This is a genomic window from Micromonospora sp. NPDC005979 (assembly GCF_040614415.1).
Taxonomy (GTDB): domain Bacteria; phylum Actinomycetota; class Actinomycetes; order Mycobacteriales; family Micromonosporaceae; genus Micromonospora.
The window spans coordinates 25095-39142 of record NZ_JBEXUR010000015.1 but is presented as its reverse complement, the minus strand read 5'-3'; the positions used below and the strand labels follow the sequence as shown (position 1 = coordinate 39142).

Here is a 14048-nt window from a genome sequence, read left to right as displayed (position 1 = left end):
CCATGTCGAGCCGACCGGTCATGAGTTACCCGGGTGCGAGACGGACGGAGTTCGGCGACGCGCCGCCAACGGCGGTGCCACAGCAGCGCGACGAGAGCGGCGCCGCCACCGAGCCGACGAGGGTGTCGGCGACGGTGCCCGTACGGTCCGGTATGGACACCACGGCGGTCCTGCCGTACGCCGGTTCCCGGGCCTCGAAGCGGACGCGCTGGCTGCGGGCCTGGATGTTGACGGCGCCCATCGACGTCGTCGCGCTGCTCGTTCCCCTGCTGTTGAGCCAGGACTACTGGCGGGGGACCCTGTCCAACGCGGTGCTGGCGGTGACCATCTTCGCGTCCGGCGGGCTGTATCGCGCCCGCCGGCACGTCGGCATCCTGGATGAACTGCCGAGCATCTGCGGACGGTTGCTGGCGTCCGCCGCGGTGGTGGCAATCATCGCGGCCGAACGGCACGACTCGGTGCACTACGTGGGCGGTTTCATGCGCGGGGTCGCGCTCTCCGCCGGTCTGGTGATCGTCGGCCGGGCCTTCAGCAGGGCGTTCACCATTGTCGCCCGCAAGCGCCGGTGGGTGGAGCACAACACCATCATCATCGGCAGCGGGCCGGTCGGTCTGGAACTCGCCCGGCTGCTGCGGCGTTATCCGCAGTACGGGCTGCGATTCGTCGGTTGCGTCGACGTCGCGCCGAACGTGGGCGTCGGGTCGGTTCCGTTGATCGGCACTCTGGACGATCTCGCAAAGCTCATCGAGATGTTGGAATGCGACGTGCTGGTCATCGCCGACCCGGATTGTTCCGAGTCGGAGCTGATGGACAACCTGTTGCGGACAGTCAGTTCACGCCCCGACCTCTGGGCGGTGCCCCGCCTCTGGGGCTCCCGGTCCCTGGGTGGGTATCCCGATCACATTGGCGCCATACCAATCGTCAAGATCGGAGATACCAAACTCTCCGGCCCACGATGGGCCGTCAAGCGAGCGTCCGATGTGGTCTTCGCGGCGGTGGCGCTGCTCGTCCTCAGCCCGGTGTTGCTGCTCTGCGCGATGGCGACGTTCCTCGCCGTTGGCCGGGGCATCTTCTTCTACCAGGAACGGATCGGCCGGTACGGTAGACCATTCAAGGTCATCAAGTTCCGTTCGATGCAGCCCGCCGACGAGAGCGAATCGGAGACGAACTGGTCCATCGCGCACGACCAGCGGGTGGGCGTGGTCGGTCGGTTCATGCGTCGGACGTCGCTCGACGAACTACCGCAGCTGTGGAACATCCTGCGCGGCGAGATGAGCGTGGTCGGCCCCCGCCCGGAACGGCCGCACTTCGTGGAGAGGTTCTCGGTCGAGTACCCCACCTACGCGATGCGCCACCGGGTACCCGTCGGGCTCACCGGCCTCGCACAGGTCAGTGGCCTGCGCGGCGACACCCCGATCTCCGACCGGGCGAGGTTCGACAACTACTACATCGAGAACTGGTCGCTGTGGCTCGACATCAAGGTCGTCCTGCGTACCGTCGCCGAGGTGTTTCGGGGTGGTGGCCGGTGATCCGGGTCCGTCGGGGGTAGTTCCCCCGGACCGGCCCCGCCCGACGGTCAGGCGTCGCTCGCGGGCCGGTCCTCGGTGGGCAGGCGTTCGCCGAGCGCCACGGCGCGCAGCACCCGTGCGTGCCCGGCCAGGGAGTCGTCCGGCGAGAACAGGCCGATGGCCTCCTCGCGCAGTCGCTCGCGGTCCGCGGCCCACACCGCGCGGTCGCGGATCATCGACGACATGGCCGCGACCAGATCGGCCCGGTTGCCCTGCGGCCGATACCGCAGCTCGTTGATCACCTGCCAGTCGACGAGTTCGGCGTTACCGGCCGGGTTGGCGACCAGGTGGCCGCGCCTGCCGTTCGCCAACTGCTCCCGGGCACCACCCACGTCGGTCAGCACGACGGGCACCCCGGCCGCCAGCGCCTCCATCGACGCCAGCGACCAGCCCTCGAAGAAGGAGTCCAGAACGAAGGCGTCCGCCGCCGCCAGCAGCGCCATCGGGTTGGCGCAGTGTCCACGCAGGTGGATGCGGTCCGAGCCCGGGGTCGCCGCAGCGGCCTGTCGGGTCTGCTCGTAGTACAGCAGGTCGTCGTTGGCCCGGCCCGCCACCAGCAGGTGGGCGTCCGGATGCGCGGCGGCCACCTCGGCGAAGGCCGTCACCAGACCGTACGTGTTCTTCTGCAGACAGTACCGGGCCAGCGAGACGAAGAGGAACTCGTCGGTCAGCCCCAGCGCGGCGCGCGCCCGCTCCCGGTCCACGCGCAGGACACGTGCGCCGTCGACGCCGTTCGGCACGGTCAGCAGGCGGTCGTCGGGGTAGCCCGGGTTCCGGGCGAGGTACTGCTGACGGACGAGGTCGCTGACCGCGACCTGCGCGGTGATCTTCTGTGCCCGCAGGCCCTCCGGGGCCCAGGATTCCGGGTGGTAGAAGCGGTGCATGTCGTGCAGCGTCTCCACCCACGGGACGCCGACCCCGGCGGCCGCGTCGAGCAGCCAGTCGTCCGCGTTGTGGCCGCTGATCACGTCCGGGCGCCAGGAGCGCATCCAGTCGGCGGCGTCGTCCGGCGACACCAGGTGGGTCACGACGCCCTCGTCGGCGAGGGTCCGGGCCAGCCGACCGCCGGCACCGTCCTGCCCGGGCAGTCGCGTTCCGGTGTAGATGACCGCGGTGTCGACGGCGTGGGCCGGCAGCCGTCGGGCCAGGAAGGCGGCCACCTCCTCCGCGCCGCCGACGTCGAGCACCCCGGTGGCGATGGCGCAGCGCACCCGCCGGGAACCGGTGACGTCGACGGCACGCGGCGAGACGGGCGGGCGCGGGCCGGCGACCATCGGCCGGAGCGCCTCCAGGTCGCCCGCGCTCCGACCCGGCACCAACAGCACCGACCAGTCCTCGCTGGGGCCGGACGTCTGCTCGCCCGGGTTCGCGAACCGGCGCAGGGCACGCCCACCCACGCGGCGCAGTGGCCCGGGCACGACGTGGGCCTGACGCTGCGCCCACAGGGCCAACCGCAGGGCGCGGCGCGACATCTCACTCACCGGGCTGTCCGTCGCGCCGACCTCGACCGAGGAACACCGGGACGACGATCCCCGCGGCGATACCCAGCACCAGCGGCCACCGACTCGTCTCCGACACGAACGGCGCGGTCATCAGGCACAGCGGCGCGATCAGGCAGAACGCCGCCGCCGACCGGACGACCACGTCGCTGTCGGGATCGCGGAAGGCCTTCAGCGCCGCCAACGCCGCTGCCGCGAGGAAGACGATGACGAGCAGGGGCGCCAGGGGTCCGTACCGGAGCCAGTCCTGCAACAACTCGTTGTGGACGTACACCCGCTCGGAGTTGTTGGCGGCCAGACCCGGGAGCTGAGGTGCGAGGGGGCCCACGCCGGTCCAGAGGTTCGCCCGGACGTAGTCCCACCCGAGGCGGAGGTCGCTGAGGTGTCCGCTCGTCGACGCGGCCTGGTGCTGGGCGCTCGCCTGAGCCGGTGGGGTCTGCGCCGGCCGGCTCGGCGTCGTGGAGGCGCTGGCGGACCGGCTCGGACTGCCATTCGCGCTCACCCCACCGGCCGGGCGTGGGCTGCCGGTCACGCCCGGCGTGCCGCTGGCGCTGGGCCGGCCGGTCGATGTCGGGCTGCCGGTCGGGCTCGGCTTGCCGGTCGGAGTCGGCTGACCAGTCGCGGTCGGCCTGGCACTGGCGCTCGTCCTGGCACTGGCGCTCGGCAGGCCACTCGCGCTCGGTGCGACGCTGATGCTCGGTTTTGCGCTCGGGCTCGGTGCGCCGTCGGCCAGGTCGAAGCTGCCCGCGCTGCGCAGGCCGAGATCCGCGGCGAAGCCCGGCGCGGCCAGCACGACCACGGCCACGACCAACGCCGCGAACCCGAACTGCCGGATCATCCGCTGCCAGCGCCGCCAGGTGAGGACGAGTACGACGACGAGCGCGACCAGCGCCGCGACCCAGACGCTCCGGCGGAAACTGATCAGGATCAACAGTGGCGTGACGGCGGCCAGCGTCATGTGCCGCCAGTCCCAGCGCCACCCGTTGTCCCCGAGCATGCCGATGAACACCGCCGCCGCGATCGCCGGCAGCGCGGAGTCGTAGTAGACGAAGTAGGCGCTGAGCCGGTCGTCGGCAGCCTCGCCGAGCGGAATGGCGACGGCCGCCGCAACCAGCAGACCGACCAGCGCAGCCCAGACCGTCGGCGTGGTGATCCGCTGGTCGTCCCGCAACCACCGGAAGCTCAGGCCGATGAGGAGACCCAGCGCCAGCAGGACGAAGGGGCGGGCGTTCTGGTTGACGGCGGAGAAGACCGACTGCCCGTGGACCAGGCCGCTGCCGACGGCCAACACGATGAGGCCGGCCGCGGGCCCGAGCAGGGTGACGCCCACCGAGCGGAGCTGCGGACGGGCCGATGGCCACCACCGTACGGCGGCCGCGAGGACCGCCGTCACCGCGAGCGGCAGGATGATCGGGGCCTTGCCGGGGCTGATGAACGCCGGGTAGCCGAGAGTGGTGAGCTCGCCGAAGCGCCCGTTCGGCTTGATCTCCTGCGCGAGCACCGCCACCAGCACGATCCCGCTCAGGGGAAGCCGGCGTACGAGCAGTGGCAACGCGACGGCGAAGACGACGCCGAGGAGCGTCGGCACCGTGGCGACGATGTAGAGGGCCGACAACGCGGCACATCCCCAGGCCGCCCACCAGATGAGGCGCGGGACGCCGGTCGCGGGCGGTCGGGGACCGAGCACCCCGCCGAGGGCGCGGGTCAGGTGGGAGGCGCCGTCGGCCGTGGGCCGTTCGGGGGAACGGATGCCCGTGTCGCCCGTGCCGGAATCAGTCACAGTTCCTCTGGAACCCATCGCTGCCTTTGCCCCGAGATCGGGTTCGGCCCGCCGACGCTGACACCGAACCCTGCTGACAACAACGCCGAACCGACTGCCGTGACGACCGCGGGCGGCCACAGCCAGGGGCGGCCCGGTGACCAGCGCAGCCGTACACTGTGGTGGGTCGCGCGGCACGGCACGTCGGCCGCCGCGGCACACAGTATCAGCAGCGACGCACACGGGTGTCGCCGGAATCTCGCCCTGGACGACCCCGGCCAGCGGGGTGAAACGGGGAGCGCCGGACGGATGATTGCCGGGCCATCAGTACGATGCTTATCGTTTTCGGTCGGAGAGTTGACACGGCGTACGCCTCGTCGGCGTACGCCACCCGGTCTGGTAACCCGGGATCACCCCCGGAGCCGCAGATGATCACCCGCCGCACCTTCCTCGCCGCCGCCGGCGGCTTGGTCCTCGCCGGTGACGCCCCGCCGCCGAAGGGCACCGTTTCGCTGCCACCTCCGTCCGGGGACGACGACACGGCCGCCCTCAACGCCGCCCTGCGCGGGGCGGCGGGCGGCGTGGTACGCGGCACGGACAACGCGCACTACCGGGTCAGCGCGCCCCTCGTGGTGCCCAGCGGCACGACGCTGATCATGTCCGGGTGCACGGTCACCCTGGCGGCGGGCAGCGCCTGCAACCTGCTCACCAACACGGCGGTGACCGGGGGCGGCCGGGATCGGGACATCAGCGTCATCGGCGGCACCTGGGTCCGCGCGGGCGGAGTCGGTGGCACGGGTCCCGATCTGCACACGCTGCGCTGGCGAAGGGTCGACGGCCTGACGCTCAGGGGGCTCACGGTACGGACCGCCAGCGACAAGTACGCCATCTCGCTGGGCGACGTCGCCGACACCACCATCACGGAGATCAAGTTCGCGGTGCACTCCGACGGCGTCCACATCCAGGGACCGGCCGCACGGACCCGGATCTCGGGCATCCGCGGCTCGACGGGCGACGACACCGTCGCCATCACCCCCCGCGACTGGCAGGCGTACGACGACGTGTCGGGACCGGTGACCGACACGGTCATCGAGGACATCGGTGCCGCCTCACTCGCCGCCCTGGTCAAGGTGCTCGGCGGGTCGCCGGAGACCGCCGCGCTGCGCACGACCGTCCGGGGTGTCGCGGGGCTCGCCGGCAACAACGTCATCTGGATCGGTGACGACACCGCCGACTGGCGCACCACCGGCGGCCGCGTGGACGATCTGGTCGTCGAGCAGGTGACGGCCGGTACGCTGCCGGGCCGGGGCGGCATGGTGCACATCAACGGCTCGGCGGTGGGACGCGTACGCCTTCGCGGGTTGCGAATCCAGGGGCCGCGCGGGAACGAGCCGCTGGTGCGGGTCGCGCCCTTCCGGCCGGCCACCCTCGACGGTCTCACCGTCGAGGAGGTGAACGTCGAACAGCTCGATGCCGCGCCGCTGCTGTCGATAGCCCGGACGGCGACGATCGGTGAGCTCCTGTTGGGCGGCGTCACCGTCGCGGGCACGTCCGCCGGCACCGCTGTCGCCCAGGTCGCGGGGGTGGTGAACGACCTGACCGTGCGCGGGGTCAGCCTGACCGCGAGCGGCGACAGCTACCTGCTGGAGCTGCCCGGGTGGGCGACGCGCGCCGCCGTACGGCGGGCGAGCGTGACGGACGTGCGGATCGTCGGCCGGGGCGGGGCCCTGGTCTCCGCTTCGGCGGCCACGCACGTCCTGCCCCTGCTGACGGTCGACCGGACCCGGACGGTGGGGACGCCCTGGCTGGTCGACCTCAACACCACCACCGAGCTGTCGGTGTCGGACGTGACCATCGACGGCACGAACGGTGGAGTGGCACGGGTACGCAACTCGGGCGCCGCCGTGGTTCGCGGGGACGGGCTGCGGTTCGGGCGGGGCTCACGGGGGGCGACGGTCGCCGCCGGAGGATCCCTGGTCTCGTACGCCCTGGAGTTGGCCGTCGACGTCAGCGAACTCGTGCGGGCGGACGGTAGCCGGGCCACCAACACGAACGCCGCGTTGTCCTGCGGCACCGGGCCGGTCGAGTGCACCGGCCTGACCTGGCAGCACCTCCGGACCGGGGCGACCTGGTAACGCCCGCCGGTAGGCCTCAGATGGCCTTGCGGGACAGGACCCGCCTCAGGTCCGCCGTGGTGATCGCCCGCGTGGCCAGCACCGCCACCCCGAACAGGCCGGCGGCCAACGCGCCCTCGACCTGCCACGGAAGCCGTACCAGCCACAGCACCAGCACGGTGGCGGCGCCCACGGCGAGGACACTCCCCAACTCCCGCAGCGGAAGCCGTGACGTCATCGCGCGCGCGGCCAGCAGACACGTGGTGACGCCGATGACGAACTCGGTCGCCGCGGCGACGGCCGCCGCGCCGGTCGCGCCCCACCGGGCACAGGCCCAGAACTGCGCCGCGAGGTTGACCACCGCCACCGAGACGGTCAGCACCGCGATCGGGCGTACCAGGCCCAGCGCCGAGCAGATCGTCGTACCGACGTAGCCGAGGGTCACGCCCACGAAGGCGACCGCCAGCAGGAGCAGGGGCGTGACCGCCGGGCCGAAGTCGTCGCCGTAGAGGTAGCTGACGAGGGCGGGGGCCAACGCGATCAGCAGCACCGCCGTACCCGCGCCGATCACGACGCCGGTACGGGTCGCCAGGCTGAAGATCAGCTGTCGGCGGTGCGCGTCCATGCTGAGACTCGTCGCCACGATCGGCAGCAGCGGGGCCACCAGCATGGCCGGCCCGAGCTGGGCGACGTCGAGGAACTTGTACGCCGCCGAGTAGTAGCCCAGCTCGGCCGCTCCTTGCAGGTGGAAGAGGATCACCGAGCCCAGTCGGTAGTAGGCCATGACCGCCAGCGAGCTGATCGCGAGTGGCCAACTCAGCGCGAGGATCCGGCCCGCCTCCGCCCAGGACGGCCGGCCCAGTGGCACCAGCCGCCGGTTGATCGCGACCCCGATGCCGGTCTGCACGACCACGACGGCCACGAAGAACCACGCGAGCAGGACGACGTCCCCGCCGGTCCGGGCGATGAAGACGACCGCCACCAGCCAGAGGACGCCCTGCACGAGGGCCAGGACCGCCGACACCTCGGGACGGAAGCGGGCGGTGGCTCCCGCCGTGAGCACGGACGCCGCGGACAACGGCGTCGCGACGGCGACGACACTGACGACGGCGCTGGACTCCCCGAACAGCCCTGCGGCGGCGGCGACGAGCAGGGCGACGGTCGCGAGCAGCGCCACCGACGTACGGATGAGCAGGCCGGTCGTGAGGATGCGGCCGGCCGTCGCCTTCTCCCGGGCGATCCGGGAACTCACCGTGATCGTGGTGCCCATGTCGGCGACCTGCGCCGCCGCCGTGCCGAGGGTGAGCGCGAGGGCGAAGACGCCGTAGCCGTCGGGGTTCAGATATCGGGCGAGCACCGAGGTGGTCGCCATGCCCACGGCCATGCCGAGCAGACGGAGACCCAGTGACACGGCGGTGGCGGTACTGAGCCCGCGCGCCGACCGGGTGGCGTCCGCCGGGCCGGTCGCAGCGAGATCCTCGGTCGTCGTCTGTCCGGGTGAGGTCATCGGAGGCACTCCCCGAAGGTCCGTTCGTACGCGTCGAGCCACCTGTCGCGCCCGTGCCGCTGCTCGACGTAGGCGACACCGGCCCCCCGCCGCTGGAGCATCGCCGACACCGCGTCGGCCGTCAGCTCGGCCGGCCCACCGAGTACGACGCCACCGCAGTGCGGAATCAGCTCCGTGCCGGGATCACCGCGGAACGCCACGATCGGCAGCCCACCGGCGGCGGCCTCGAGGACGCAGGTGGGCGTGCCGTCCGTCCCCGCGCCGCAGTAGACGTAGAAGTCGCTGGCCGCGAGGAGGTCGGGCACGTCATCACGGTGGCCGGTGAAGTGCACGTCGCCGGTGCCGGCGGTGAGTCGTTCCAGCCGCTCGCGGTCCGGGCCGTCGCCGACGACGACCAGGGCGCTGCCGCTGGCGAGCGCCGCCGCGATCGCCCGGTCGTGCCGCTTGGCGGGGTGCAGCCGCGCCGCGAGGACGGCGACCCGGCGGTCGTGGAAGCGGCTCGGCAGCAGCCGCTGGCGCAGGGCCGCCCGCGTCGCGTCCGGAGGCGCGGCGTACCGGTCGGTGTCGATGGCGTTGGGAACGACCACCAGCTTGTCCCGCCCGACCACCGGTTCGAGGTCGGCGGCGACGGCATCGCTCACGCAGACCACCCGCGAGACGTGCTCGGCCGCGCGTGCGTAGCCGGCGAGCAGCAGGCGACCGACCGGTCCGCCCATCCACCGTCCGTGTTCAGTCCACACCACGGGCGCCCGGCGCGACAGCGGCGCGGTCAGTGCGATCTGTTCCCGCTTGAACTGCATGTGGTAGACGGAGGCGTCGGCGATGACCTGGGTCCGATGCCGTTCGATGGGCACCCGCAGCAGCCCGGCGGCCATCGTCCGACGGGACCACTTCGGGCCGAGACGGATGTCGCCTCGGACGAGACCCTGCTCCTCCCACCCCGGGCACCGGCCGTACAGGGCGACGTCGTGGCCACGGTCGCGCAGCCCGCGACCGAGCGCGACGGTGTGCGCCTCGGCGCCTCCGGCGGTGTCCGACACCGACACCATCGTGACGATCATGACGTCCGACCCTGCTGGGCAGCGGTGTACGCGGCGAGGAACCGGGCCGGGGCGTCCGTCGAGTCGACCGGCTGCACGCCGCGTTCGTGGGCGAGGGCGATGGCGGCCGCGATCGCCTCGATGCCGGTGTCCCGGGCGACGGCGGTGGCCAGCTCGCCCAGACCACCACAGGGGGCCACTGCGGTGGGCACCCCCAGTCGGGCCGCTACGGCGAGCACGCCGGACTGGCTGGCGACCTCGTACGGCGCGACGACGACATCGGCCGCCGCCACCAGCGCGGTGAACTCGTCGACGCTCAGGTAGCGGTACGCCGTCGTCACCGCCGCGCCGGTCTGTTCGACGAGCGCGTCGACCCGCCGGCCCGGCCCGAGGTCCTCCCCGACCACCGCGCCCCGCCAACCAGGCAACTGGGCGACGGCCCGAACGAACAGCTCGGGGTTCTTGTCCGCCCGCACCTGGCCGGGCAGCAGGGCGAGCTTCACCGAGCCCGGATTCAGCTCGGCCCGCCACCGGTCGACGAGCGCCGGCTGCGGAGGCGGCGTCCACTGCGTCAGGGGCACCCGGTCGACGTTCGCCACACCCCGGTCGAGGAGGCGTCGCCGGTCGGCGTCGGAGTAGACGAGCACCCGGTCGGCGTCCCGCAGCGCACTTCGTAGCGCCCGCCCGCCGCCGGGGGCGTTCGACCGGACGAAGGTGTTGTGCGGGCTGGTGACGACCGTGGCGCGACGCCGCCGGGCGATCGAGATCAGCTCCGGGGTGAGCGCGAACAGCCCCTGGACGTGCACGACATCCTGTGGGTCGATCAGCCGGCGCAGGTGCGGCAACGTGCGCAGCAGATAGCGCGTCGACGTCCGGGCCTGGCGCACCCGTCGGTGGGGCGAGGCGCGGTGCCAGGTCACGCACCGGCAGAGGGTCACCGAGGTCGGTGCCGCGTCGCAGTCGTCAGCGGTGTGCACGACCGCGTCGACGCCGAGTTCGCGCAGGCCGGCGGCGACTTCGACGGTGTGGTTGAAGACCCCGCCGCGACCGCCGGACTCGATGAGGTGGACGCGGCGGATCACGATGCGGCCGTCCGTTCGGCGAGGACGCGGATAGCGGCGGCCAGCTCGCGGACGGTCTCGGGCCAGCCGAGGGCGGCGGTCCGTCGCCAGCCCGCCAGCTCCCGGGGATGGCGGGTGGACGGGTCCCGCAGGGCGTCGACGACCGCGTCCGCGAAGGAGCGCGGGTCGTCGGCCACCCGGTGGGAGTCGGCGTCGCGTACGGCGGCCGGCAGGCCCTGCGCCGCGAACGCGCTCATCACGACGCTTCGGCCCCGGGACATCGACTCGGTCAGCTTGAGCTGGGCACCGCCGCCGGTGGTGGCGGGAGCGACCGTCACGGCAGCGCCGGCGTACGCGTCGGCCACGTCGTCGAGCGTGCCGAGGACCGAGACCCCGGGTGCGTCGGCGCACTCCCGCGCCAGCGCCTCGCTCCGCCGGCCCGCCACCACGAGCCGCGCCACGGGGAGCGCGGCGCGAACGAGGGGCCAGGTCTCCCGCAGGAACGTCCGGAGCGCGCGCACGTTGGGCTCGTAGTCGTAGGACGCCAGCGCGAGGACGTACCCGTCGGCCGGCGAGGGTTCGTACGGCCAGACGTCCACACCGTTGGGGGCGAGGACGACGTCGCTGGCCCACCCCCGCAACACGTCCAGGTCCGGTGCGGACAGCGCGACGCACAGGGCGGCACGGGCGGCCACCCGGGGTTCCCAGAAGGCTGCCTTGGCGGCCTCGGCGCGGCGTGCCACGCGCTGCCAGCCGTGGGCCGAATCCACCATCGTCGCGAGTCGTCGGCTCTCGATGTTGGCGAACTCGACGACCTGCGGCACCTGCCGCGCCGCCGGGGGCGCCCAGGCGGCCAGGTAGGAGTGCGACCAGTAGACGACGTCGGGCCGGAACTCGTCACACAGCTCCGCCAGGGGGTCGGCGATCGGCGCGAGGTAGTGCCCGCCCAGGTGGGGCCGGCCCGACGCCCGGGTACGGACGGCCGGCGGTGGCGACCAGGGCAGCGGGCGGGTGGCGACCGGTGCGTCCGGCTGCCGATCGCCGTGGTCGGGGAAGGCGACCAGCACCTCGGCGTCGCGTCCCAGCGCCTCGGCGACCCGCGCCGTGCGGATTCGGCCGCCGTGCTGGGCCGGCCAGGGCGGCTCGACGGTCACGACCAGTACGCGGGTCACGGCGCTACTTCGGTCCGCAACAGGTCGCGCAGCAGCGCGCCACGCCCCTCCCACCCGTGTTCGGCAGCGCTCGCGATCCGGGCGTCGACGACGGTGTCGGTGACCGGTTGCAGCAGGCCGGGCAGGTGGGCCGGCAGGTCGTGCGCGTCGTCCACGGTCACGTGGGGATTGGCCCGCGCGAGTTCGACCACCGCCGGCAGTGGGCTGCTCAGCACGGCCAGCCCGGAGGACAGGTACTCGTAGCACTTGAGCGGGCTGACGCCCCGGGTGTAGTCGTTGATCGCGTACGGGATGACACCCACGGCGCACGCGCCGGCCACCTCGGCGAGTTGGTCCGGGGAGAGGACGCCGAGGTGTCGGGCGCCGAGGGCCTCCAGGTGCCGCAGCTCCGCGTCGAAGCTGCCCCCGCCGGCGGCGAGCGGCCCGGCCAGCAGCAGCTCGCCCCGACCGCGTACGGCGGTGGCGATCGATTCGAGGAGTCGCAGGTCGAGCTTGTGGACGGTGAGGTTGCCGGAGAAGAGGACGTCGGGTCGGCGCTGCGCGGCCGGCCGGCTCGCCGCCGTGAAGACCGACACGTCCGCGACGTTGGGCAGGAGTTCGACGCGGGGGAAGCCGACTGCGGCGAGATGCTCCCGCACGGCCGCGCTGGTGGCGACGGCGACCGCGGTACGCGTCGACAGCGAGCGCTCGCCCCGGCCCACCGCTACGGCGTCCACGCCGGGAAAGGTCGCCAGCAGATCGACGCAGTGGTAGATGACGAGGTCGGCGGCCTCTTCCAGGCCGTAGGTAACCGGCGTGAACGTCCAGAGCACCCGGGGACGCGCGCTGCGGAGCCAGTCGCCGGTGGCCCGACGCAGCAGGGCGCGGTTGACCGGATAGGTGGGCGTGCGGTGCACCGGCAGCACGAGCGGAGACACGATCCGCGTTCCGGCCGGGCGAGGTCGCTGCGCCGGGAGCTCCTGGTCGCCCAGCGCACGGCGAACCCGGGACGCCATCCGGACGACGTCGTCGCGGCGCAGCGTGGGCCGGCGCAGGCCCAGTGACTCGACGAACGTGACGTTCGCGGTGCGGGCCAACTCCCGCGCGACGTAGTGCTGGTTCGTCGCGATCGGAGAGTCCCACTCGGCGGTGCCCAGCATCAGCACGTTCGCCACGGGAGCTTCGCCCGCCGGCGGATGTGTCGACGTGGAGCCGGTCACGATGACGCCTGCTCGGCCAGCCACCCGGCCATGGTCTCCCGGAAGACCTGCGGCGTGAACCGTTGGGCGTTGGTCATCGCCGCCTGCGTCGGCAGCCGCGACGCCTGGCGGATCGGATCCACGTACGCGCCCGGGTCGTCGGCGTCGAGGAGGAAGCCGGTCTCGCCGGTCAGCACGGTCTCGAGCAGGCCGCCGCGCGCCCAGCCCACGACGGGTGTCCCGCAGGCCTGGGCCTCGACCGGGATCATCCCGAAGTCCTCCAGAGCGGGGTAGAGCAGCACGCTCGCGCCCCAGTACAGCTCGCGGAGCCGCTCGGTGGTGGGTCTGACCTCGAACTCGACCGGCACGTCGACGCGGGCCGCGAGCCGACGCAGATTGGCCTCCTCGGGACCTCCGCCGGCGATCACGAGCGGCAGCCGGGCCGCCGCCGCGATCTCGATCATCAGATCGAAGTTCTTGTACGGGATCCAGCGGCCGACGCCGAGCAGGTACCGGCGTTCCTGGTCGCGGACGGCCGGCGGGGCGGACGCGAAGTAGTCCACCTCCACCGGCGGGTTGATCACCGTGGCGTCCCGTCCCCAGTAGCAGCGGATACGGGCCCGCACCTCCCGGGAGTTCGCCGCGTAGCCGTGCACGTGACGGCTCAGCCGCCGGTCGCCGGCCTGGAGGGCGGCCCGCATCGGCGCGAGCGCGGCGCTGGCGCCCCGCTGGTCGAGGCCGGGGCTCCAGACGTAGCGGGCCGGCGAGTGGACGTAGCTCAGATGGCGGGTGCGCTCCGGGTCGCCGATTTTCACGGTGTGCGCGAACGCGTGGCTCGACGAGAGGACCACGTCGTACTTCTGGCGGGTCAGCGTCCGCCAGGTCAACGGCATGAACGGAAGCGCGAGGGCCTTGCTGTGCCGCAGCGGAGTCTTCGCCAGCCAGGACTCGTGGACGTCCCCGTCCACCGTCGCGTCGTGGTCCTTCCAGAGCACGAAGCGATCGGCGTGCGGCACGAGTTCGGCCATCTGGAGGAACACCTGCTCGGATCCGCCAGTGGCGCCGAACCACTCATGGACCAACGCGACCGACCGACCGGCGAGCGGTCGAGGATCGGCGTCCGTTGTGGACGCCTCTCCGCTCGACCTGG

10 protein-coding genes are annotated in these 14048 nt (G+C 72.8%); 2 read left to right on the top strand and 8 right to left on the bottom strand.

Annotated features, from left to right (window positions below; all coding sequences use genetic code 11):
- Positions 1-2: 2 nt before the first annotated feature.
- Complete coding sequence (locus tag ABZ272_RS23510; protein WP_355052070.1) at positions 3-1529, top strand: sugar transferase; 1527 nt, start codon at positions 3-5, stop codon at positions 1527-1529.
- A gap of 47 nt (positions 1530-1576) precedes the next feature.
- Here the strand turns inward: ABZ272_RS23510 and ABZ272_RS23505 are convergent, their stop codons facing one another.
- Positions 1577-3040, bottom strand: a complete 1464-nt coding sequence (locus tag ABZ272_RS23505; RefSeq protein ID WP_355052175.1) for a glycosyltransferase — start codon at positions 3038-3040, stop codon at positions 1577-1579.
- A 1-nt stretch (position 3041) separates the two neighbouring features.
- The gene (locus ABZ272_RS23500) at positions 3042-4847 is read right to left on the bottom strand and encodes a hypothetical protein (protein ID WP_355052069.1); all 1806 of its coding nucleotides are present in this window, start codon (positions 4845-4847) and stop codon (positions 3042-3044) included.
- 407 nt (positions 4848-5254) lie between these two features.
- Here ABZ272_RS23500 and ABZ272_RS23495 point away from each other — a divergent pair, with 407 nt between their 5' ends.
- Complete coding sequence (locus tag ABZ272_RS23495) at positions 5255-6961, top strand: hypothetical protein (protein WP_355052068.1); 1707 nt, start codon at positions 5255-5257, stop codon at positions 6959-6961.
- Between the two features lie 16 nt (positions 6962-6977).
- Here the strand turns inward: ABZ272_RS23495 and ABZ272_RS23490 are convergent, their stop codons facing one another.
- The 6 genes from ABZ272_RS23490 to ABZ272_RS23465 are packed head-to-tail and all read right to left on the bottom strand — an operon-like array spanning position 6978 to position 13926.
- Complete coding sequence (locus tag ABZ272_RS23490) at positions 6978-8447, bottom strand: oligosaccharide flippase family protein (protein ID WP_355052067.1); 1470 nt, start codon at positions 8445-8447, stop codon at positions 6978-6980.
- A complete protein-coding gene (locus tag ABZ272_RS23485) occupies positions 8444-9508 on the bottom strand; it encodes a glycosyltransferase family 4 protein (protein WP_355052066.1) in 1065 nt (354 codons plus the stop codon). The genes ABZ272_RS23490 and ABZ272_RS23485 overlap by 4 nt, the downstream gene beginning before the upstream one ends.
- Positions 9505-10569, bottom strand: coding sequence for a glycosyltransferase (locus tag ABZ272_RS23480; protein WP_355052065.1), 1065 nt, complete (start codon positions 10567-10569; stop codon positions 9505-9507). Before ABZ272_RS23480 ends, ABZ272_RS23485 begins: the two co-directional genes overlap by 4 nt.
- Positions 10566-11720, bottom strand: coding sequence for a glycosyltransferase (locus ABZ272_RS23475; RefSeq protein ID WP_355052064.1), 1155 nt, complete (start codon positions 11718-11720; stop codon positions 10566-10568). Before ABZ272_RS23475 ends, ABZ272_RS23480 begins: the two co-directional genes overlap by 4 nt.
- Entirely contained in the window at positions 11717-12943 is a 1227-nt protein-coding gene (locus ABZ272_RS23470) for a glycosyl transferase family 1 (protein ID WP_355052063.1), read from the bottom strand. The genes ABZ272_RS23475 and ABZ272_RS23470 overlap by 4 nt, the downstream gene beginning before the upstream one ends.
- Complete coding sequence (locus ABZ272_RS23465) at positions 12916-13926, bottom strand: glycosyltransferase (protein WP_355052062.1); 1011 nt, start codon at positions 13924-13926, stop codon at positions 12916-12918. Before ABZ272_RS23465 ends, ABZ272_RS23470 begins: the two co-directional genes overlap by 28 nt.
- Between the last annotated feature and the right edge of the window lie 122 nt (positions 13927-14048).